General features: G+C 63.9%; 19 protein-coding genes. 7 read left to right on the forward strand and 12 right to left on the reverse strand.

Translation table 11 applies throughout. From position 1 onward, the window contains the following. Positions 1 to 27 precede the first annotated feature (27 nt). On the forward strand, positions 28 to 1,239 hold the full coding sequence (locus ACS5Q1_RS06930; protein WP_473097475.1) for a peptide ABC transporter permease: 1,212 nt from the start codon (positions 28 to 30) through the stop codon (positions 1,237 to 1,239). Between the two features lie 92 nt (positions 1,240 to 1,331). Continuing rightward, positions 1,332 to 2,501, forward strand: a complete 1,170-nt coding sequence (locus ACS5Q1_RS06935; RefSeq protein WP_473097476.1) for a M20 aminoacylase family protein — start codon at positions 1,332 to 1,334, stop codon at positions 2,499 to 2,501. A 59-nt stretch (positions 2,502 to 2,560) separates the two neighbouring features. Here ACS5Q1_RS06935 and ACS5Q1_RS06940 read toward each other — a convergent pair whose 3' ends face one another. Together ACS5Q1_RS06940 and ribA are read right to left on the reverse strand one after the other, a co-directional pair. Continuing rightward, positions 2,561 to 3,280 (reverse strand): DUF4198 domain-containing protein, encoded by a 720-nt coding sequence (locus ACS5Q1_RS06940; RefSeq protein ID WP_473097477.1) that lies wholly within the window; start codon positions 3,278 to 3,280, stop codon positions 2,561 to 2,563. A 204-nt stretch (positions 3,281 to 3,484) separates the two neighbouring features. Next, positions 3,485 to 4,597 (reverse strand): GTP cyclohydrolase II RibA, encoded by a 1,113-nt coding sequence (gene ribA, locus ACS5Q1_RS06945; RefSeq protein WP_473097528.1) that lies wholly within the window; start codon positions 4,595 to 4,597, stop codon positions 3,485 to 3,487. Positions 4,598 to 4,852: 255 nt separating this feature from the next. Between ribA and ACS5Q1_RS06950 the strand changes: the two genes are divergently transcribed. Further along, positions 4,853 to 5,812 carry a hypothetical protein gene (locus ACS5Q1_RS06950; protein WP_473097478.1) on the forward strand — a complete coding sequence of 320 codons (960 nt, stop codon included), beginning with the start codon at positions 4,853 to 4,855 and terminating at the stop codon, positions 5,810 to 5,812. On the opposite strand, the gene ACS5Q1_RS06955 is transcribed toward ACS5Q1_RS06950, so the two are convergent. Further along, positions 5,775 to 6,731, reverse strand: a complete 957-nt coding sequence (locus tag ACS5Q1_RS06955; RefSeq protein ID WP_473097479.1) for a DMT family transporter — start codon at positions 6,729 to 6,731, stop codon at positions 5,775 to 5,777. The genes ACS5Q1_RS06950 and ACS5Q1_RS06955 overlap by 38 nt on opposite strands. A 153-nt stretch (positions 6,732 to 6,884) precedes the next feature. Further along, on the reverse strand, positions 6,885 to 7,640 hold the full coding sequence (locus tag ACS5Q1_RS06960; RefSeq protein ID WP_473097480.1) for a hypothetical protein: 756 nt from the start codon (positions 7,638 to 7,640) through the stop codon (positions 6,885 to 6,887). Positions 7,641 to 7,848: 208 nt separating this feature from the next. Here ACS5Q1_RS06960 and ACS5Q1_RS06965 point away from each other — a divergent pair, with 208 nt between their 5' ends. After that, positions 7,849 to 8,100, forward strand: coding sequence for a hypothetical protein (locus ACS5Q1_RS06965; RefSeq protein ID WP_203441573.1), 252 nt, complete (start codon positions 7,849 to 7,851; stop codon positions 8,098 to 8,100). 64 nt (positions 8,101 to 8,164) lie between these two features. On the opposite strand, the gene ACS5Q1_RS06970 is transcribed toward ACS5Q1_RS06965, so the two are convergent. After that, positions 8,165 to 9,943, reverse strand: coding sequence for an SLC13 family permease (locus ACS5Q1_RS06970; RefSeq protein WP_473097481.1), 1,779 nt, complete (start codon positions 9,941 to 9,943; stop codon positions 8,165 to 8,167). 60 nt (positions 9,944 to 10,003) lie between these two features. Beyond that, complete coding sequence (locus ACS5Q1_RS06975; protein WP_203441575.1) at positions 10,004 to 10,468, reverse strand: CAP domain-containing protein; 465 nt, start codon at positions 10,466 to 10,468, stop codon at positions 10,004 to 10,006. A gap of 151 nt (positions 10,469 to 10,619) precedes the next feature. Here ACS5Q1_RS06975 and ACS5Q1_RS06980 point away from each other — a divergent pair, with 151 nt between their 5' ends. After that, positions 10,620 to 11,891, forward strand: a complete 1,272-nt coding sequence (locus ACS5Q1_RS06980) for a BaiN/RdsA family NAD(P)/FAD-dependent oxidoreductase (RefSeq protein ID WP_473097482.1) — start codon at positions 10,620 to 10,622, stop codon at positions 11,889 to 11,891. Continuing rightward, a complete protein-coding gene (gene recQ / locus ACS5Q1_RS06985; RefSeq protein ID WP_473097483.1) occupies positions 11,888 to 13,690 on the forward strand; it encodes a DNA helicase RecQ in 1,803 nt (600 codons plus the stop codon). Before ACS5Q1_RS06980 ends, recQ begins: the two co-directional genes overlap by 4 nt. Before the next feature lie 8 nt (positions 13,691 to 13,698). Here recQ and ACS5Q1_RS06990 read toward each other — a convergent pair whose 3' ends face one another. The 5 genes from ACS5Q1_RS06990 to ACS5Q1_RS07010 form a co-directional block, all read right to left on the reverse strand. Continuing rightward, positions 13,699 to 14,139, reverse strand: a complete 441-nt coding sequence (locus tag ACS5Q1_RS06990) for an SRPBCC family protein (RefSeq protein ID WP_473097484.1) — start codon at positions 14,137 to 14,139, stop codon at positions 13,699 to 13,701. Between the two features lie 12 nt (positions 14,140 to 14,151). Beyond that, positions 14,152 to 15,291, reverse strand: a complete 1,140-nt coding sequence (locus ACS5Q1_RS06995) for a Gfo/Idh/MocA family protein (RefSeq protein ID WP_473097485.1) — start codon at positions 15,289 to 15,291, stop codon at positions 14,152 to 14,154. 146 nt (positions 15,292 to 15,437) lie between these two features. Then, positions 15,438 to 16,223, reverse strand: a complete 786-nt coding sequence (locus ACS5Q1_RS07000) for an ATP-binding cassette domain-containing protein (RefSeq protein WP_203441580.1) — start codon at positions 16,221 to 16,223, stop codon at positions 15,438 to 15,440. Beyond that, entirely contained in the window at positions 16,223 to 17,365 is a 1,143-nt protein-coding gene (locus ACS5Q1_RS07005; protein ID WP_246776679.1) for an ABC transporter permease, read from the reverse strand. Before ACS5Q1_RS07005 ends, ACS5Q1_RS07000 begins: the two co-directional genes overlap by 1 nt. Before the next feature lie 72 nt (positions 17,366 to 17,437). Next, positions 17,438 to 18,379: a sugar ABC transporter substrate-binding protein gene (locus tag ACS5Q1_RS07010; RefSeq protein ID WP_473097486.1), complete on the reverse strand. Its 942-nt coding sequence runs from the start codon at positions 18,377 to 18,379 to the stop codon at positions 17,438 to 17,440. Positions 18,380 to 18,659: 280 nt separating this feature from the next. Between ACS5Q1_RS07010 and ACS5Q1_RS07015 the strand changes: the two genes are divergently transcribed. Further along, entirely contained in the window at positions 18,660 to 19,505 is an 846-nt protein-coding gene (locus tag ACS5Q1_RS07015; protein ID WP_246776680.1) for a MurR/RpiR family transcriptional regulator, read from the forward strand. A gap of 254 nt (positions 19,506 to 19,759) precedes the next feature. Here the strand turns inward: ACS5Q1_RS07015 and iolG are convergent, their stop codons facing one another. Further along, positions 19,760 to 20,749: an inositol 2-dehydrogenase gene (gene iolG, locus ACS5Q1_RS07020; protein ID WP_473097487.1), complete on the reverse strand. Its 990-nt coding sequence runs from the start codon at positions 20,747 to 20,749 to the stop codon at positions 19,760 to 19,762. Positions 20,750 to 20,883 lie beyond the last annotated feature (134 nt).

Here is a 20,883-nt window from a genome sequence, read left to right on the forward strand (position 1 = left end):
ACGCTCAACCGCCGATTGCCCGCCTCCATGACCCGCTCCGTCTCCCAAACGGTCAATCCTTCAGCCGATGCCGCCGCCATGCTGCGGCGCCTCGGCTTCGCGATCCTGTTCTTCGCCGTGCCTCTGGCAGCCTTGTTCACGCGGCGCGCACTGGTGGTAATGGCGCCCCTTGCGGTCATTCTCCTCGTCCTCGCCTCGGTGCTCGACGGGAGCGCGCGGCATGCATGGGACAAGCTCACGGCGCTTGCCACCTCTCCCGGCGGGATCGCGGGACTGGTTCTGCTGTTCTGGGCCGGGCTGTCCCTGGTCTGGACGCCGTTTCTGCCCCAGGCCTCCGAGCGGCTTCTCAACATCACCGGCATGATCCTCATGGGCTTGGGCGGCTATCTCGCCGTGCCTGAGCGGATGCGCTCGGCCAATCTTTATCTCCTCCCCATAGGCGTCGGTCTCGCGGCCCTGATCGCCATTCCCCTGGCTCTCACCGGCGGCAGCCGCTTCGACCCGGAGGGCCTGAGCCTGGAGCGCGGCATGCTCATGCTCGTCCTGCTGCTCTGGCCGGCCATCGCCTGGCTCCATTCGCGCGGACGCAATCTCGAAGCTATCGGCCTAGCGCTCGCCGTTGCCGTCTGCTCCCTGCTCACGCGCGGCGGTCTGCCTCTCTACGGTTTGGCCGCAGGCGCCGTCGTCTTCGTCATCACGGCGTGGAATCCGGTCTTCGGCTCCCGCCTGACCGGCTTCGTGATGGCGGGCCTCCTGCTGTTTGCGCCGATCCTGCCCTTCATCCTGAAGCCGCTGGCGACCACCTTGCTCGGAGCCAAGGCACCGGCAACGGTCAGCCTCGACATCTGGCGTCAGATCATTCTCAACGAGCCGCTGCGGCTTCTGACCGGGCACGGCCTGGAAACCGCCCTCCGCGGCCGTTTCTACGGCCTGGTTCCACCAAACGCGCCCTCTACCCTGCTGTTCGAGGTCTGGTACGAGCTCGGGCTGGTGGGCGCCGTGGCGGGAAGCGTTCTGCTTTATCAGGTGGTGGTCGGTGCAAAGAGCCATCGCGCCACCGTGGCGCCAGGCATCATGGCCGCGTTCGCCTGCACCTATGCCCTGGGCTGCCTCGGCATCGGCACCGCGCAGGTCTGGTGGTTCACGGCCCTCGTGGTTCTGGTGCTGATCTTCGTCGCCATCGAGCGCGGACAGTTCCGCACGAAGCGACCGAAGGCCATTCTGCGCCGCACGATCTGACCACTCACGTGTCCTCCTGGAGAAGGATTGACGGGGAGGCCCTGCCTCTGCTTGGCTGGCACCTTCCGGATTCTTAAACCCGAGGAACGTTCATGCCGATCATCAACCGCGTCGCCGATCTTGCCGACGAAATCACCGCCTGGCGCCGCGACTTCCATGAAAACCCCGAGCTCCTGTTCGACGTGCATCGCACGGCCGGCATCGTGGCCGAGAAGCTGAAGAGCTTCGGCTGCGACGAGGTCGTGACCGGCCTCGGTCGGACCGGCGTTGTCGGCGTGATCAAGGGCCGCTCCAACAATTCCAGCAAGGTGATCGGCCTGCGCGCCGACATGGACGCTCTTCCCATCGAGGAAGCGACGAACGTTCCCCACAAGTCCAAGGTGCCCGGTAAGATGCACGCCTGCGGCCATGACGGCCACACGGCGATGCTGCTCGGGGCTGCGAAATATCTGGCCGAGACGCGCAATTTCGACGGCACGGCAGTCGTGATCTTCCAGCCGGCCGAGGAAGGCGGCGGCGGCGGCAACGAAATGCTGAAAGACGGCCTGATGGAGCGCTTCGGCGTGCAGGAGGTCTACGGCATGCACAACATGCCGGGCGTCCCCGTGGGCCAGTTCGCCATCCGGCCCGGCGCCATGATGGCAGCAGCCGATCGCTTCACGATCACCATCGAAGGCAAGGGAGGCCACGCGGCGCGTCCGCATGACTGCATCGATCCGGTGGTCATCTCGGCCCATGTGATCACGGCCCTGCAGACCATCGCCTCGCGCAGCGCCGATCCACTCGATTCGGTGGTCGTCTCGGTCTGCACCGTGAAAGCGGGCGAGGCCTTCAACGTCATTCCGCAGACGGCTATGCTGCTCGGCACCGTGCGTACTCTTTCTCCGGACGTGCGCGACCTCGCCGAGACGCGCATCCGCGCCATCGTCGGGAATGTCTGCGCCGCCTTCGGGGCCAAGGCGGAGGTCGATTACGACCGCGGCTATCCGGTGACCATGAACGATCCCGACAAGACCGAGTTCATGGCCAATGTCGCCCGTGCGGTTGCCGGCGAGAACGCCGTCGACACGACGGTGCTTCCACTCATGGGCGCGGAGGATTTCTCCTACATGCTGGAGCAGCGTCCCGGCGCCTACATCTTCCTCGGCAACGGCGACACCGCCGGCGTCCACCATCCGGCCTATGACTTCAACGACGAGGCGAGCCCCTACGGCGTCTCGCTCTGGGCGAAGATCGTCGAGACCGGCATGCCGGCTCGCTAAAACAAAGGCCGGCCTCCACCGCGGCCGACCTTCATTTCAGGATTGATCGGCAGGCCCGATCAATCCTCTTCGTGCGGCAAGGTGAAGGATAACGTCGCGAAATAGCTCACCTGATCGATCTCGGCATTGTCGGGCGTGCTCTTGGCATGAGAGACGCCGATCACGTTGAGGCCGTCGTTGCGGACGAAGAGTATCACCTTTCCATCCGCATCCGTCTTGCTGCTCTTGGCATGCCCGTCGTTGATGTAGTCGACATAGAGCGGAACGCCCGCGAGCGGCTTGCCATCCGCGAAGACCTGAACCGGAAGGTCGTCTCCCATCTTCAAAGTCATCGGATCGACAAGGGCCACGATCTCGAGGCTCTGTCCTGTCGGCTTCGGCGCAGCACCGGTTTTCAGAATCGTCGTGTTAATCTTGATGGAATGGCTCGCCGATTGCGCTCCCGTCACCTGGCTTTTCGGCCTGTTGACCGACTTGCCGTCTGCGCCCTTCGTCCAGATGTCATTGTCGAGGATTACAGTCAGGGCCACCGCATCGGTTGCGGGCTCGACCAGTGCGTTCTTCGCCTGGTGCAAAATCTTGCTGTCCCTCTTCTCTCCCGACTCCAGATGCGAGATGGCACTCTTCACCTTTTCCGGCTTGTAGGCATCGTCCCCGGCGCCATGGCCATAGACGATGGCGAGGTCGCCATGGCGTTGAGCCGTCCAGATTCCATGGGCCTGGGCAGTACTCGTCAGAATTCCGGCGGCGGCCACAGCAAGTGATAATTGTCGCAGCATTCGTTGATGTCTCCCTACATTCATGAACTAGGTATAGTATACTATACGCATACCATTTACGTCGCAAGAATGGGGATGTAGGGGACTCAAATTTCAACGATTGCAGTGGCTTACGTCGACATCGTCGTGCGATACCCGCACAGAATCCACAGGAACCTTCGGATCCTGTGGGCAATCAAACGACGTGTCCGATGAACGGAGGGCTCAATCCTTGTTCGAGCAGGCGAGCATGCCCTCGAGATCGATATAGTGCCCGGCGCGATCGCGCTTGGCGGCAAGGTAGCTGACGTTCTCCGCCGTCGGGCGACCCAGCACGCGATGATCGGAGATCACCTCGAGACCCGCCTTGGTCAGAGCCGCGATCTTTTCCGGGTTGTTGGTCATGAGGCGGACCTTGCTCACGCCCAGTTCCTGCAGCATCACGGCCGCGAAATCGAAGCGGCGCTGATCGGCCTCGAAGCCCAGAACCTCGTCGGCGTCATAGGTGTCGTAACCTTGCGACTGGAGCTTGTAGGCCCGGATCTTGTTGGCGATGCCGTTCCCGCGTCCTTCCTGGTCGAGATAAAGCAGGATGCCGCCCTCGGCTTGCGCCATGAAGCGCACGGTCTCGCGCAGCTGGTCGCCGCAATCGCATTTCAGGCTGCCGAAGAGATCGCCCGTCAGGCACGCCGAATGCAGCCGCACGGTCACCGGCTTGGAGAAATCCGGCTTGCCGACCACGATCGCCACCTGATCGCGCAGGCCCTCGCCACCGCGGAACACCACGAACTCGCTGGTGGGCGCGCCTTCCAGCGGCACCGGCGCCCGGCTGACGATCTTCAGGTCGGCCGCCTTGGCGCGCCGATAGCCGCGAATGGCCTCTCCGGAAACCCGCACGAGCGACGAATCGATCTCGACGCCCTTCGTCAGCGGCACGACAATCACGGCCGGCAGAACGAGCGACAGGCGAGCCAGTTCCAGAGCCTCCCCGTCCAGCGTATCGGTGGGCCGGACCGGCGCATCGATGCGGCTGTCGACCTTGAGGGCCAGAGCCTCCACGCGGCTGCGGTCCACCACGGGCAGAGCCACCCGGCCGGGGACCTCGCGCTCGAGGCCGAGGCGGCGGAGCCTTGCCGCCGGCAGGACGAGATAGGCGTGACCTCCCGCGATGGCCTCGATTTCGGTGCTCATGGCCTCGCCCAGATCCTCGACACCGACCACGAGCGCGCTGCCCTCCGACCCGTCGATCACCACGGGACGGGCGCTGCGGAACTCCATGATCGCCCGCTCGACCGAAGTCGTGGCGGGATTGTCGGACAGGCTCAAGGTCAGGCGCATCATCGAAAACTCAAGAAAAACGGCCTCAAATCCGGCGAGAAGGGGGTTGTTCGAGGGTCATTCGCCCCTGAAGCCACGCTTCAGGGCGCTTTCACCCTATCACAGGCCTCCCCCGATCCCTAATCGCATAGATGCGATGGCAGCCATGTCGAATCAACAGGCTCGCCTGCAAAGGTGTCTTGGCTCGACGGCATAGTCAGGGCGCGCTATCTCTGGCGCTTCCCGCCGCTTTAGCTTCCGTAAAGATTATTGACGATGCCCCAATTCTTGTCCCGGCTCATCGCCCTTGGATTCCTTGGTCTTGCCTCCACGGCAAGCGCCGCCACCCTCGACGGGCTGGCCGTGGATGTGACGAATACCAGCGAGCCGGTGCTCTGCGCGGAAAAGGACAACGTGGCGATCAATTTCGCTTCGCCGGAGGTGAAGCATTTCCAGATCGAGGCCGTGCATCCAGCCTATATGGGCTCCCTCCGCCAGGATCGCTGGGAGCCGGACTGGACCGCCTGCGAGGACATTTCCGAGGAGACCTCGACCAAGCCGCATCCGACCATGTCGACCCTCTATGAGGACGCGAATGTCCGCATCATGGGCTTGTCCTTCACCGAGTTCTGGCGCCCGAGCGACGTCACGGTGACCATCGGCGACAAGGTCACGCACAGGATCCATCTCCTCCAGCTGCTCAAGAAGCGCGGCGACAAGGCGATCGAAGTGCTCGTGATCTATCCGGGCGACGGCTATTGGCGCATCAAGCCGCTTCCGCCCGAGCATCTGGATTGGACTTCTTATGGTTCTTCCTTCCTCGTCGGCCCGGTGGAATTCGACCAGCGGCCGGTGGTCAATCTGAAGGATATCGCCTTCGATCCGAAGACCATGACCTTCACGCTGACACTGGCGAAGGGCGGCAAGACGAGTGTCGCCGTCAAGGCCCTCAACGAGGAGCGCATGACCCTGGACATCGCCTTCGATCAGGGCGTATCCGGCCTGCCCTTCGCAGGGCTGCGTTCCATGTACGTGACCGAATTCAACGCGGATGTGGCGCGCATCGCCGTGCGTGAGGAAAAGGCCCGCTCCTGGCGCGAGGAGATGATCATGAACTTTCAGGGCGCGAAGGCGACCGATGCGTGGATGGGCCGCCTTCTTCCCTCGCGCCACAATACCAGCGCGCCCGACATGATGTTCAACCGTTTCCGCGCGTCACCGGCTCCTTCGCGGTAAATCGCGCCAGCGTGGAGACGAGACGCCCGTCGATCAGGACGAGCCCCGCGCCGATCAGGACCATCCCGACGATGTGACGCGCAGCCAGTGTCTCGCCGAGGATCAGCACGCCGAGAAGGATGGCGCTGACCGGGATGAGGAAGGTCACGAGGCCGACATTGGTGGCGCCGGCCCGCGCAAGCAGGCGGAAGAAGATCAGATAGGCGAAGGCTGTCGAGACGAGGCCGAGGGCTGAGAGTGACAGGATCGCCCCGGTGCTCGGCATCGTGAGCGCCCAGGGCCGGTCGACAATCAGTGCCGTGGGCAAAAGAATCGCGCTCGATACCGTGACCTGCCCGGCGGCGGTGGCGAGCGGCGGAATGCCCATGGTCTTGAAGCGCCGCCCGAACACGCCTGAAAAGGCATAGGACAGGGCAGCGCCCAGAACCGCGATCTGCGCCAGGATGCTCGCATCCAGCGAAGCGAAAGCCGCAGCTCCGATCATCACTGCGACACCGACGAAGCCCACAATGACACCTGCGAATTTCTGCCCCGTCAGGCGCTCGTCGGCTGTCAGGTAATGCGCCACGATCACGGTGAAGAGCGGCGTGGTCGCATTGAGAATGGAGGCAAGGCCGCTCGCGATATGACTCTGTCCCCAAACGATGAGCGTGAAGGGGATGACGTTGTTGAGAATCGACATGCCGAGAAAGGCAGCCCAGACCTGACGGGTGCGCGGCAACTCCACGCCCATGATCCGCAAAACGAGGAGAAGCGCCAAGGCGGCCGTCGCCACCCGCAGCGCCACGATGGTCAAAGGCGGCAGTTCACGCACCGTGACACCGATGAAGAGGAAGGAGCCACCCCAGACGATCGAGAGAATGGTAAGCAGCGCCCAATCGGACGCGGTCATGGTTTTTTGGACGGAGGCTTGTGTCATGTCTGCGCTTTCAGAATCGGCTTACGACATGCCATACGGATGATGATGTGACGACCCGTTTTCTGCTTAAGCATCGGATGTGAAAAGTGGAAAGCACGATTGGACCCGCCCGATGCTTCCTTTTTCAAACCGCGCATCGACCGGGGCGAAGCGCTATGAAAAGGCGTACCATTCACCTTTGTTGCGGCAGGCCAGCATATCGCCTCGGCGCAATGTTGAACCGCTTCTCCATTCCCGCTGAATCGAGCGGCAATCGAGGCCACCGAACATCCTCTTGTCCATGACTTTGAGGGTCACCCTTCCGGACGCGCCGGTGGCGGGGTTCTGCCACGAGGCGCTGGTCCCGGAAGAGCCGCCGAGGATGGACAACACAGCCTGAGCTTCCGAGGGCCGGTCCGCATCCGGGACGAGCTGTTCGGCCCTCTGCTGAGCCTCCGCCCTTGCGACATCGGCACTTGCCTGCGCCCTGGCGCCAGCCATTTGAGCCGCCAGCATGGCGTTGCCGGCGCCCTGCATGGCGAGGCCGTAGCCCGAACCCACAAGGCTCGTCCCGCCGCTCAAGGCCGCGCCCACGGCAGCATCCACGGCTGTGTTGCGGGCGGATTGAGCCATCTTGGCCGATTGCCTGGCCATCGTGAGCGCGATCTGACGGTCGAAGGAAGCCATGTAGTTCGGGCCCGACGTGTTGCCGGCCGCGATATCCGCAAGGCGGGGGGCAAGGGCGCTGAAGTCCACCCCACCGGAAGCCGCTTGGCTGGTCTCGGCGATTTCCATGGCGGCGCCGGAGATCCCTGTCGGATCCAGAGCGGCGGCAATCTCACCGGCGGCCGAACCTGCGTCCGTTTGATTGCACGCGGACAATATCAGCCCCAGCGCAACGATTGCTCCCAAACCCGATACTTTGCCCACGGGCCTCTCCATGACGAATACGATACTACGTAACGCAATCGACGTCCCATGAAAAGCGGGGTCTGAAGCGGACCTGAGCGGCTTTCGGCAGCAGTCCTTCGGAAAGGTTTGGTTTACGACGATGGGAAAAGCTTGGCGCCTTTACCACTCCTTCACGCCTTTGAGGCGAATCTCTCGCTCGCAATCCTGCCCTGTGTAGCGTCCCGCCATGACCCCGCCGCTCTCCCGCGAAACGTCCTACAGCGTCCGCCAACAGACGGTGCGGTCGAGCTTCTGCGTGTTGCCGCACGATCCCCGGCCGGCGCGGAACACCAGCTTCATCTTCGGCCGCTCTGATTCGCGCTATCGCCCCTTGCTCAACCAGGAGGAGCGGGACCGGCTGCACATTTGGGCCATGATCGTGGCTCTCTCGACCTCGATCGCAGGCACCACCCTGCTCCTCACGGCAATCTTCCGCTGACGGGAATGAAGACGCATCGATCGGATCGATCCCAAAAGCGCTGCTCCCTTTTGGGTCTGATGCTCTACTGCAGCGGCCAGACCAGCATGATGAGCGGCACGCCGATCACCACCACCAGGATCGAGAGCGGCAGCCCGAGCCGCCAATAGTCGCCGAATCGGTAACCGCCCGGCCCCATCACCAGCGTGTTGCATTGATGGCCGATAGGGGTGAGGAAGTCGCAGGCAGCGCCGATCGCGACCGCCATGAGGAAAGCATCGGGCCTGAAGCCGAGCTGGGTGGCGAAGCTCGCCGCGATGGGCGCCATCACCAGCACCGTTGCGGCATTGTTGAGGAACGGCGTCACCGCCATCGCGGCCACCATGATGAGCACGAGGGCTCCGGTCGGCGGCAGCATGTTGGCGGCGGATGAGAGCCAGCCTGCGATCAGATCCGTGCCGCCGGTCGTGCGGATCGACTCGCTGACCGGGATCAGCGCGCCGAGCATGACGATGATCGGCCACTCAATGGTCTCGTAGACCTCGCGCAGGGTAAGCGAGCCGAAGATGATGAGGAGGACGCCTGCTCCGAAGAAGGCAATGGCCACGGGCAGGATGTTGAGGGCGACCAGCATCATGGTGACGGCGAGAATCGCCGCGGGAACGAGGCTCCGGCGCGCGCTGCCGAGGCGAATCTCGCGGGCCGCCAGGGGAAGGCAGCCGAGTTCGCGCAAGGTATCCGGCAGCTTCTTGAGATTGCCCTGGAGCACGATGACATCGCCCGAACGCAGGGCAATCTTGCGCAGCCTCTCCTTGAAACGCTCGCCGCTGCGGCTGACGGCGATGAGATTGACGCCGTATCGCTCATAGAGGCCGATCTCCTCCGCCGAAACGCCTGCAAGCGCGGAGTTCGGCCCGACGATGGCCTCGATGACGCCGATCTCGTCCGTGGCCTCGTCCGTTTCGGGCTGGCGATGCTCCCGACTGAGCTTCAGTCCGGCCCGGGCGACAGTGCTCTCGAGCGCATCCGGCTCGCCTTCGAGCATGAGCAGGTCGTTCTCGCGGATGGCCGCATCCGGGAGCGGACGTGAGCTGCGAGTTTCATTGCGGATGATGGCCGCGACCTTCACCTCGCCATTGGCGAGCCTGTGCAGATCCGCCACGGTTTTCCCGACCACGTCGGAATTGGACGTCACGCGCGCCTCGGTCACGTAGTCCTTGATGTTGAGCGCTTCATCCAGCGATGCAGCGCCCTTCCGGCCTTGTGGGAGCAGGCGATAGCCGAAGGCGAGGAAGACGACGCCCGCCAACGCGATGCCGAGCCCGACCGGCGTGAAATCGAACATCCCGAAGGGTTCGCCCAGAAGCTCCTCTCGGACCCGCGACACGATGATGTTGGGTGAGGTGCCGATCAGGGTCACGATGCCGCCGAGTAGGGAGCCGAAGGCCATCGGCATGAGGAAGCTCGAAGGCGGCGTGTTCGTGCGCCGGGCGATCTGGAATGCGACGGGAATCATCATCGCCAGCGCGCCGATGTTCTTCACGAAGGCGGAGAGAACCGTCACCACGGCGACGAGCACGACGACCTGAATCTGCGTAGTGCGCAAATAGGGCCCGACCCGGTTCAGCCCGGCCTCGAGCACCCCCGATTTCGCCATGGCCGCACTGACCAGGAGCGCGCTCGCCACGATGATGACGATGTCGTCGCTGAAGCCCTCAAAAGCCTTGTCGGCTGGAACGATGCCGACCAGCACCGCGGCAAGGAGCGACAGAACCGCGACGAGATCGTAGCGGAAGCGACCCCATACGAAGAGTGCCATCATCCCGGTGACGATGGCAAAGGCGAGCATTTGCTGATGGGTCATGCGGGCCGCGAGCGAGAGGAACTCGATTCCTAACGCTCCAGGCCTCTATGAGTGCCACGCTTACTGACCGAGAACGAGCGCCCAGTAGCGGCCGTAGCGGTTGTTCGCGTCCGCGCGGGCGAGCCCGATCTTGCGGGCCTGGGGCATCAGGAGATTGCTGTTGTGGCCGGGCGAGGCCTTCCAGCGCCCGATGGCGCCGTCAACCGAGTCCGAGCCGGCCGAAAGGTTTTCCGCGGAATAGCCGATGATGCCGTATTCATCCATGCGGCTGGCGAAGCTGCCATGGCTGAGCCGGCCCGCCGCCGCCACTGCCCGGGCCTGATGCTCCGCCGCCTTGTTGAGAGAGGAATCCACCGTCACCGGGCTCAGGCCCTTCGAGACGCGGTAAGCCGAGATCAGCCTGGCAGCCTCGGCGGCATCGTTCGTGGAACTCGCCAGGACGGCATCCTTGGGGGTCAGCGCCCAGTCGCCGGCGCAGCCGGCCAGCCCCAGGGCCACCAAGCCCACAATGAAAAGAACCCGCATGAAAAATCCCCTTCGGGCGGCGTTGAGCGCCGCTCCCCTTGCAAAAATAGCCCGTGGCGTTCATGTGCAAAAGCCATGAACCCGATGACGCTGCATGCCATGCTGAAGCGTGGGGGTCCAGAATTCACCTTCTCCCGCGTCAGCTGACCGCATGTCCTCAAGTCCCTCCTCTTCTGATGTCGCCATCGTCGGCGGCGGCCCCGCCGGCCTGATCGCCGCGGAGGTTCTGGGACGTGCGGGCCTCAAGGTCACTCTCTACGACCAGATGCCGTCCGTCGGACGGAAGCTCCTCATGGCGGGAAGGGGCGGGCTGAACCTGACGCATTCGGAGGAATTCGAGCGCTTCGTCACTCGCTATGCCGAGGCCGAGCCGCAGCTGCGCCCCCTGATCGAGGCCTTCCGTCCGGACGATCTGCGCGCCTGGAGCGAGGGATTGGGACAGGAGACCTTCGTAGGCTCCAGCGGACGCGTGTTTCCAAAAGCCTTCAAGGCCTCGCCCCTTCTGCGCGCCTGGCTTTCGCGCCTGGAGGGCCTCGGAATCCGCCTCAGTCTGCGCCATCGCTGGCAGGGCTGGGACGAGGACGGCCATCTGGTCTTCACCGATGCGGCCGGCCAGAAAGTCCAGGTCAAGCCCTCGGCTACCATCCTGGCGCTCGGCGGCGCAAGCTGGCCCCGCCTCGGTTCCGATGGAACCTGGGTGGCGCTTCTGTCCCGACGCGGTATCCAGGTCTCGCCCCTCCGGCCGGCCAATATGGGCTTCACCCTTCCCTGGTCCGACATCATGCGCAGCCGCTTCGAGGGTGAGCCCCTGAAGCGAATCGCCCTGACCTTCGAGGACAGAACCGTGAAGGGCGAGGCCATCCTCACAGCGAACGGGATCGAGGGCGGCGCGGTCTATGCCCTCTCGGCCAGGCTCCGCGATGCCATCGAACAGCTGGGCAGCGCCACCCTGCACCTCGACCTGCGACCCGACCTGTCCGAGGAGGCTCTCGCCAAGCGCCTGAGTGCGCCACGAAAGGGCCAGTCCGCCTCCACCTTCCTGCGGAAAAGCGCCGGCCTCAGCCCGGTCGGGATCGCGCTGCTGCGAGAGCTGTCCCCTGCCCTGCCGTCGGACCCCTATTCGCTCGCCCGCCTGATCAAGGCCGCGCCCCTGACACTGACGGGCACGAAGCCTCTTGACCGCGCCATTTCCAGCGCCGGCGGCGTGCCGTTCGACGAGGTGGACGAGCACCTGATGCTGCGCCTGATTCCGGGCACCTTCGTGGCCGGCGAGATGCTGGACTGGGAGGCGCCGACCGGCGGCTACCTGCTCCAGGCCAGTTTCGCCACCGGCTTTGCCGCTGCGAAAGGCGTCCTAGCCCGCTTAGGGATTCCCGATGACGCATTGACCTTGAATCCGTCATCGGCCACACGGCTTTTGTGATCGATCCCGCCAAGATTCTCCACGACGTTTTCGGCTTTCCCTCCTTCCGCGAAGGACAGGAGGAGATCGTGCGCGCCGTGCTGGCCGGCGAGGACGTTCTCGCCATCATGCCGACCGGTGCAGGAAAATCCCTGTGCTACCAGTTGCCGACGCTCGCCCGCGAGGGCCTGACCCTGGTCGTCTCGCCGCTCATCGCCCTCATGCGCGATCAGGTGGCCGCACTTCGGCATTTCGGCATCGAGGCGGGCAGCCTCAACTCCGCCAACGACCCGGCCGAGAACCGCCGCGTGGTCGATGCGGTGCGCGACCGCAGCATGCGCATTCTCTACGCCTCGCCGGAACGCCTCGCGAATACCGGCACCACGGAATGGCTCGGACGCGCCGGCGTGAACCTGCTTGCCATCGACGAAGCACACTGCGTCTCGCAATGGGGCCACGACTTCCGGCCGGAATACGCCATGCTCGGCGAAGTGCGCCAGCGCCTCGGCAACGTGCAGACCATCGCGCTCACCGCCACCGCCGACGTGGCGACGCGCGGCGACATCATGCATCGCCTGTTCGAGGAGGAGCCGCGCCTCTTCATTCACGGCTTCGACCGGCCGAACCTGCGTCTTGCCATGCAGGCGAAGGAACATTCGAGGCGTCAGCTCTTTGCCTTCCTCGACAAGCACCGGCATGAGAGCGGCATCGTCTATTGCTCGTCCCGCGATGCCACCGAGAAGCTCGCCGATTCCCTGAGCCAGGCCGGCTACCGCGCCCTGCCCTACCACGCCGGCATGCCGCAAGCCGACCGCGCCAAGAATCAGGACATCTTCCTGCAGGAGGATGGCGTGGTGATGGTGGCGACCGTGGCCTTCGGCATGGGCATCGACAAGCCCGACGTTCGCTTCGTCGCCCATGCGGCTTTGCCGAAATCCATCGAGGCCTATTACCAGGAAATCGGCCGCGCAGGCCGCGACGGCGCACCCGCCGACACGCTCACCCTCTACGGCCTCGACGACATGCGCCTGCGCCGGCTGCAGATCGAGGAGAGCGACGCGGCAGACGAGCAGAAGCGTGTGGAACGTCAGCGCCTCAACGCACTCGTCGCCTTATGCGAAGCGCCGCGCTGCCGCCGCCAGACCCTGCTCGCCTATTTCGGTGAGAGCACCGAACCGTGCGGCAATTGCGATCTGTGCATCGATGGCGTGATGTCTTTTGATGGCACCATCGAGGCGCAAAAGATTCTCTCCGCCATCGTGCGCACGGGCGAGCGCTTCGGCACCGAGCATCTCATCAGCATCCTCGTGGGCGAGGAGACGGATTCGATCCGTCGCTTCGGCCACGACAAGCTGAAAACCTTTGGAGTCGGCAACGACCGTTCGAAAACCGAATGGCGCTCGCTGCTGCGACAGATCTATGCGGCGGGATTGATCGGACTCGAACTCGCCGAATACGGCCGCTGGACGCTGACCGACAAGGGCGTCGCGGTGCTCAAAAGTCAGGAGCGGATCGAGTTGCGCTCCGACGTGCTCATGAAGCCCGCCGAGCGCCGCCGCAGACGCTCGCGGATGGAAGCGGAATCCGTCGTGCCCTCCGACGATCCGCTGCTCCTCGATCTGAAGGCCCTGCGCACGCGGCTTGCCAAGGAAGAGGGCGTACCGGCCTACGTGATCTTCTCCGACCGCAGCCTGATCGACATGGTGGCCAAGCGGCCGACAACCGTGCGCGCCTTCGGTGAAATTCATGGCGTCGGACAGGCCAAGCTCGACCGCTATGCGGATGCCTTCCTTGAGGTGGTGAAGGCGCACGCGGCCTAAAGAGAATCTCAACGGCCCAGATAAGCCTCGAGATCCCGCAAGTGATGATGCCAGCCCGCTGCATGCTGCTCGATCAGCCGCTGCCTCTTGTCTGCGGGCAATACCGACCAGCCGCGATGCTCAAGCCGCAGGAGCGTTTTTGTCTCCGCGACGGGATCGAGAACCATGGACACCTGGGTGGGCTGAGGCCAATCCTCGTCAGCCCAGGTGAGTTCGAGGAATTCCGGCGGCTCGAATCGGCTCACGGTTCCGGTGGTGACCACTCTCCGTCCGGTTTCGTCGGTCCATTCTTCACGGAAAGCACCGCCGGCTTTCGCATCCAGGCTCACGTGGTTACCCCACCAGGCCGTAATCGCTTCCGGCGCGGTCAATGCGGCCCAGATCTGCTGCGGCGCCTGCCTGATATCGTACTCGATGATGATCCGATCCGCTGTTGTCCCGACTTTCATGGTCGAACCTCCTTAAGCGGCTTGTCTATCCTCACTCGCTGGGACATCTACCCAGACGCCCGAATGCGCGCTCCTCGCGATCGCATCCACGACCCGCTCGATGCGGATGCCATCCTCGAACGTAATCAGATGGGCGGCCTTCCCATCGATGCGGCGGATCAGTTCCCGGCACTCGACGATCTTCAGGTCGTTGAAGCCGAGTCCATGTCCCGGCGCGGGAATGAATTTATCATAAGGCGGATGATGCGGGGAGGTCAGGATGGTGCGAAAGCCTTGGCGATCCTTCGCTCCATCGGCCGTATAAAGCTGCACCTCGTTCATCCGCTCCTGGTCATAGACGATGGTGCCTTTCGAGCCGAAGAGCTGGACGAAGATGCGCCCCTTGCGGCCCCAGGCTGAGCGGTTGAGCGCGATTATGCTGGAAGCGCCATTGTTAAGCTCGATCAGGGTCGTGGCGATGTCGTAGGTCTCGACGGCGCGACGACCACCATCCTTCACCGGGCGGTCCGCGTAAGGCTTGGCCATATGCCCGCAGACACGGCGCACGCCGCCGAACAGAACCCAGATCAGGCTCAGCGCATGGACGCCGAAATCGTCGAGCGCACCGTGGCCGGAACTCGCCTCGCTCTTCCAGAAGAAGAGCTCCCCCGGATCGGCCATGAAATCCTCGTCCATCTCGAGACGCACATGATTGACCTCGCCGATTTCTCCCTCGTCGAGGAGGAGGCGGATCAGGCGCATGATCGGATTCTGGATGTAGTTATAGCCAAGCACCGCAACCTTGCCCGAGGCGCGCGCAGCAGCCAGCATCCGCTCCGCATCAACCAGCTTCGTCGCCATCGGCTTCTCGCACCAGACATGCTTGCCCGCCTCCAGCGCCGCAATCGCCATCTCGGGATGGAAGGCGTTGGGCGTGGTGATCGACACCACATCGACGTCAGGATCGGCAACCAGCGTGCGCCAATCGCCGGTGGCACGCGCAAAGCCGAGCTCGCGCGCTTTTCTCTCGGCAAGTTCCTGAGACGTTTCAGCCAGCACCGCGAGACGCGGCCGATCCACATCGCCGAAGACGGCAGCAACGGCATTCCAGGCAAGCGCATGGCACTTGCCCATATAGCCCGTGCCGATGAGACCGATGCCGAGTGTTGTCATGCGTCATGCTCCAGTGTTGATGAACTATTCTCCGCACTCATCCCGAGAGTCAGGTCCACAAATGAAAGATGGCGCCCGATGCCCTCCTCCGCCTTGTGGGGAGGGAAAAGCGCCTACATCCTATGGGAAATCGCCAGTGATCGCGACTACACCATCCCACCCAGTTCCTCTGACACCGCCTGCAATTCCTTGCCGCCGGCCATGAGATTCTGCAGCTCATCGATCTGGATCTCGGATTTCTTGTAGGTGCCGAGCGTCTTGCCGCGATTGAGCACGGTGAAACGGTCACCCACCGCATAGGCATGGCGCACATTGTGCGTGATGAAGATCACGCCAAGGCCCTTACTCCGCACCTGGTGGATGTATTTCAGCACCATGGAGGTCTGTGCCACGCCGAGCGCCGATGTCGGCTCGTCGAGGATCAGCACCTTGGCGCCGAAATAAACCGCGCGGGCAATCGCCACGCATTGCCGCTCGCCGCCGGACAGAGTACCGACGGCCTGGTGCGGATCGCGCACGTCGATGCCGATCTTGTGCATCTCCTCGCGGGTGACCTCGTCACAATGGTCGAAATCCACATTGCGGAACGGCCAGATGCCCTTCACCGGCTCGCGACCCATGAAGAAGTTGCGCGTGACCGACATGAGCGGAATCATCGCAAGGTCCTGATAGACCGTCGCAATGCCCGCATCGAGTGCATCGCGCGGGCTGGTGAAGGTCACCGGCTGGCCTTCGACGAAGAACTCGCCCGAGGTCGGCTTGTGGACGCCGGCGAGCGTCTTGATCAGCGTCGACTTGCCGGCGCCGTTGTCGCCGAGCAGACACATGACCTCGCCGCGATGGACGGTGAGCGACACGCCGGAGAGTGCGATCACCGAGCCGAAATGCTTGACGAGATTACGGATATCGATGAGCGGAGCTTGCTTGTCCATCAGCGCTCTCCCGTCACTTTGCGGCGGATGAAGTTGTTGAACAGCACGGCCAGCAGCAGCATGGCGCCGAGGAAGACCTGGAACCAGTCGGAATCGAACCGCGTATAGGTGAGGCCGATGGACACCATGCCGAAGATGATGGCGCCGAAGAACGCCCCGATGGCCGAGCCGTAGCCGCCGGTGAGCAGGCAGCCGCCGATCACTGCGGCGATGATGGCCTCGAACTCCTTCTGGAAACCGCGCCGCGCATCGGTCGATCCGGCATCGAGCACGGTGAGGATGGCGACAAGGGCGGCGGCGGCGGCGGTGAGCATGAAGAGCGCCGTTTTCACCCGGTCGACCGGCACGCCGGAATTGCGCGCCGCATTGGCATCGCCGCCGGCGGCAAAGATCCAGTTGCCGGCGCGTGTGCGCAGAAGAAGCCATGTGGCTGCCAGCGCGAAGAGAATGAACCAGACGATGGAGACTGGCATTCCCGTCACGGTCGGCGTGCCATTCGGGAACTTGGCGATGATGTCATTCGCCGCGAGCCAGGAGAACACGCCCTCGAAGGCGACGCCCGAGAAGAGTTCGCGGATGAGGCCCTCGCCCGCCTGATCGCCGATGCCGCGCATCTGGGTCGATCCGCCGGTTGCCCATTTCAAGCCGACGAGCGAGAGGCCGCGCAGGATGAACAGGAAGGCGAGCGTGACGATGAAGGAAGGAAGCCGTGTGCGGATCACCATCTGGCCGTTGAGCCCACCGAGCACCGCCGCCACGACGAAGGTCGCAGCGATCGCGACAAGGAGCGGCCAGCCGCTCAGCGTGATGAAAGCGCCGAAGACGAGGCCAGTGAAGGCCACCATGGAACCTATGGAGAGATCGAACTCGCCGCCGATCATCAGGAGAGCAGCCGCGATGGCGAGGATGCCGAGCTGCGAGGCAGGCGAGAGAATGTTCATGATGCCCGCAAGGGTGAACATCGAGGCATCGGCGGTCGACAGAAAGAAGATCGTGACGAGGATGAGACCGGCCAATGCGCCGAGCTCGGGCCGCCGCATGATCTTCGTGAGGAGGGAGACCTCCCGCAGGCGCTCGTCCTGAATTTTCTTGACGGCCGCGGCCGGTGCGAGATTGGCGGTCGGCTGGGTGGTGTCGACCATGAGCGCCTCCCCAAATGAATCCAAAAATGGAGGAGCCTGCGGTCGCTGCAACCGCAGGCTCCGATCGATGTGTTAGCGAATGCCCTTGGCGGACAGATCGATCACCTGGCTGGCCTTGTCCTTCGTGATCAGGTTCGGGCCGGAGGGCACATTGCCGCCGGGCATCAGGCCGTATTTGGCGTAATTCGCCAGGAACACCACCGGCAGATAACCCTGCAGATATTGCTGCTGGTCGATGGCGAAGAGCGCCTCGCCGCTCGCCACCGACTTGAGGAAGCCGGCCGACATGTCGAACGTGGCGACGCGGATGGCGCCGGTCTTGCCGGCCTCCTTCACGGCCGCCACCGACGGCTCGCCCGCCGTGCCGGCGCCGAGCGCGAGGATGGTATCAATCGAGGCATCGGCAGCAACCGCCGCCTTCACCTTGGCACGTACATCCGCCGGATCGTTCGTGACGGGAAGCACCGTCACCTTGCCGCCGAAGCCTTCCATGAAGCCCTTGCAGCGCAGATCGAGCGACACGTTGCCGACCTCCTGGTTCACGCACAAGCCGACCTTGCCGCCCAGCTCCTTCAGCTTCGCGCCGGCGATGCGCCCGGCCTCGACCTCGTCCTGGCCCACATGGAGCAACGCGCCGAGCTTCTTCGATACGTCGGAGCCCGAATTCATCGAGATCACCGGAATGCCGGCGGCGACCGCCTTCTGGATCGCCGGGCCGAGCGCCGAAGAATCCGGGATCGAGACGATCAGGCCCGCCGGCTTCTGATTCACTGCCGCATCGATGAGCTGGGCCATGGCGACCATGTCGAAGGTCTCAGGTGCCCGATAATCGACCTGGATCTTCATATCCTGGCCACCCGCCGTCACGCCGTTTTTGACCACCGACCAGAACGGATCGTTGGCCTGGCCGTGGCTGACGACGATGATGCGGGTATTCTGCTGCGCCGCGACCGGGGCAGCAGTGGCAAAGGTCAGAGCCGCTGCGGCGGCCAGACCGGTAACGAGTGATTTCATACTCTTCCTCCCAGATGGTTCTCATGCGAGCACCGCAACGCCTGTGCGCTGCGGCGACCGCCGCGGCCTTGCCGCTTGCCTCACCGGGCAGAGAGAAAACAAATGAGCCGAAGGGCGAATCACCGTCCGTACAGCGTTCCCTCTGCCGGTCCGATCGTCCGTCAAAACGGAACGTCAGAACCTTTTTGTTTCTATATTGGAATTTTTATTCCATTTTTGTAGGATTGGGTCAAGGCCCGATCTGGAGCCCAGGGTCGAGCACATGGAGCAACGGAACAGCATGGGTGGTGCAGAAGCGGTCACGACAGAGGTTCCTGACGATTTCGACGGGTTGCGGACACTGCTGCTTAGCCGCCGCGAATCGATGCCGAAGCGCCTGAAGCAGCTCGCGGCCTTTGCGCTGGAGCATCCCGAAGACATGGCCTTCGGAACGGTGGCGGGCATCGCCGAACATGCCGGCGTGCAGCCCTCCACACTGGTGCGCTTCGCCAAGAGCCTCGGCTATGACGGCTTCTCCCATCTGCAGCAGATCTTTCGCGATCGCCTGCGCGAGCGCTTTCCCGATTACCGCGAGCGCCTCAAGGGATTGCGCGACGCGGAAGGGCATCACGTGCATGCGGCCTCCCTGCTCGAGGGCTTCACCCATGCCGCGGCCGTCTCCCTCGATCGGATGCAGGCCTCGGTGCGCCCGGAAGAGCTGTCCCGCGCCATCGAGACCCTGGCCAAGGCCGATACGGTCTATCTCCTCGGCGCCCGCCGGGTGTTCCCGGTCATCGCCTATTGCGCCTATGCGTTCGGCAAGCTCGGAGTGCGGGCGATCCTCATCGATCATGTCGGCCAGCTTGGCCCCGAACAGCTCGCCATTGCGACGAAGCGTGACGCGGTGCTCGCCATCAGCTTCACGCCCTACGCGCCTGTCACGGCCGACCTCGCCGCAGCGGCCGCGCAGCGCGATGTGCCGGTGGTGGCGATCACGGATTCCGCCTTCAGCCCGCTGGTGACGAATGCCGATGTCTGGCTCGAAGTCGCAGAAGCCGATTTCGGCGCCTTCCGGTCGCTCTCCGCCTCCTTTGCGTTGGCGATGGCGCTGGCTGTGGGAACGGCAGAGAAGCGGGCGGAAGGTTAGCCCGTCATCCCGGACGCCTCGGGCGATCCGGGATCGTCGGCAGAATAAAGCACTGGAACCTCGACACCATCATCCCCGCGCAGGCGGGAATCCATAACCACGACGGTGGGAGAAAGGTGCAGCGGCCTCCCCTTCGCTTGCTCCGGAGCGTCAGCGTTTATGGATCCCGGGCTCCGCTGCGCGGCCCCGGAATGGCAGCGCTTCAATGATTCAACGCTCCCGGATCGGCTTACGCCGTCCGGGATGACGTCTGCTTACACCCGTACCGGCTTACCGCTCTGCGCTGATTCCGCCGCCGCATCAGCGAGACGCTGGGCCATCAGCCCATCGCGGCCGGTCGGGTTGCATGGCTTGCCGTCGCGGATGGCGTTCAGGAACGTGGTGAGTTCGTCGCGATAGGCTTCGGCATAGCGCTCCAGGAAGAAGTCCTGCACCGGATCGGCGGTAATGCCGGAGGCATTCGCCACCTCCACCGTCGTGCGGTGGATATTGCCGGCGCGGATCATGCCCTTGGAGCCGTGTACCTCGACACGCTGGTCGTAGCCGTAAGTGGCGCGGCGGGAATTGGAGATCTGCACGATCTTGCCCTTGGCGGTCTTCAGCATCACGGCGGCGGTGTCCACATCGCCGGCCTGGCCGATGGCCGGGTCGACGAGAGACGAGCCCACCGCATGCACTTCCACCGGCTCGTCGCCGAGCAGCAGGAAGCGGGCCATGTCGAGATCGTGGATCATCATATCCCGGAAGAGACCACCGGAGGTGGCGATGTAGCTCACCGGCGGCGGACCGGGATCGCGCGACAGAATGGTGACGAGTTCGACCTCGCCGACCTCGCCGTCGGCAAGGCGACGGCGCAAGGATGCGAAATTCGGATCGAAGCGGCGGTTGAAACCGATCATCAGCGGCGTACCGGCCTTCTCGACCGCCGCAAGGCAGGTCTCGATGCGCGCGCTCGACAGATCGACCGGCTTCTCGCAGAACACCGCCTTGCCGGCGCGCGCGCCACGCTCGATCAGATCGGCGTGGGTCGTAGTCGGCGTGCAGACAAGGATGGCATCCACGTCGGAGCGCTCGACGATCTCATCCAGCGACGCGACCTCGGCGCCTGTCGCCCCTGCCAGCTCCTGTGCGGAGGGGGCATGCGGATCGGCCACCGCCACGAGGCGGGCACCCGAATGGTTGGCGGCGTTGCGCCCGTGAATGCGGCCGATTCGGCCCGCGCCCAGAACGGCGATCCTGATCATGTTTCCTCTCTGATTCTTTGCCGGCTACGGTGAAATTTAGAATTGATATTCCAACGTAAGCTGCTAATAGAATAAACGTTCTATAACTGCAAGGGCCGACGCGGCTCTCACACGGTCCGACGAAGACCGGCAGC

The sequence above is a fragment of the Microvirga sp. GN3 genome, assembly GCF_055792825.1.

Bases quoted from the DNA above. Each gene is read 5' to 3' on its own strand.
- ACS5Q1_RS07005 (WP_246776679.1), bottom strand. From the start codon at position 17,365: ATGGTCGACACCACCCAGCCGACCGCCAATCTCGCACCGGCCGCGGCC.
- ACS5Q1_RS06930 (WP_473097475.1), top strand. From the start codon at position 28: ATGACCCGCTCCGTCTCCCAAACGGTCAATCCTTCAGCCGATGCCGCC.
- ACS5Q1_RS06970 (WP_473097481.1), bottom strand. From the start codon at position 9,943: ATGACCCATCAGCAAATGCTCGCCTTTGCCATCGTCACCGGGATGATG.
- ACS5Q1_RS06935 (WP_473097476.1), top strand. From the start codon at position 1,332: ATGCCGATCATCAACCGCGTCGCCGATCTTGCCGACGAAATCACCGCC.
- ACS5Q1_RS06975 (WP_203441575.1), bottom strand. From the start codon at position 10,468: ATGCGGGTTCTTTTCATTGTGGGCTTGGTGGCCCTGGGGCTGGCCGGC.
- ACS5Q1_RS07000 (WP_203441580.1), bottom strand. From the start codon at position 16,223: ATGGACAAGCAAGCTCCGCTCATCGATATCCGTAATCTCGTCAAGCAT.
- ACS5Q1_RS07010 (WP_473097486.1), bottom strand. From the start codon at position 18,379: ATGAAATCACTCGTTACCGGTCTGGCCGCCGCAGCGGCTCTGACCTTT.
- ACS5Q1_RS06990 (WP_473097484.1), bottom strand. From the start codon at position 14,139: ATGAAAGTCGGGACAACAGCGGATCGGATCATCATCGAGTACGATATC.
- ribA (WP_473097528.1), bottom strand. From the start codon at position 4,597: ATGCGCCTGACCTTGAGCCTGTCCGACAATCCCGCCACGACTTCGGTC.
- ACS5Q1_RS06980 (WP_473097482.1), top strand. From the start codon at position 10,620: ATGTCCTCAAGTCCCTCCTCTTCTGATGTCGCCATCGTCGGCGGCGGC.
- ACS5Q1_RS06940 (WP_473097477.1), bottom strand. From the start codon at position 3,280: ATGCTGCGACAATTATCACTTGCTGTGGCCGCCGCCGGAATTCTGACG.
- ACS5Q1_RS07015 (WP_246776680.1), top strand. From the start codon at position 18,660: ATGGGTGGTGCAGAAGCGGTCACGACAGAGGTTCCTGACGATTTCGAC.
- ACS5Q1_RS06965 (WP_203441573.1), top strand. From the start codon at position 7,849: ATGACCCCGCCGCTCTCCCGCGAAACGTCCTACAGCGTCCGCCAACAG.
- ACS5Q1_RS06950 (WP_473097478.1), top strand. From the start codon at position 4,853: ATGCCCCAATTCTTGTCCCGGCTCATCGCCCTTGGATTCCTTGGTCTT.
- ACS5Q1_RS06995 (WP_473097485.1), bottom strand. From the start codon at position 15,291: ATGACAACACTCGGCATCGGTCTCATCGGCACGGGCTATATGGGCAAG.
- iolG (WP_473097487.1), bottom strand. From the start codon at position 20,749: ATGATCAGGATCGCCGTTCTGGGCGCGGGCCGAATCGGCCGCATTCAC.
- ACS5Q1_RS06955 (WP_473097479.1), bottom strand. From the start codon at position 6,731: ATGACACAAGCCTCCGTCCAAAAAACCATGACCGCGTCCGATTGGGCG.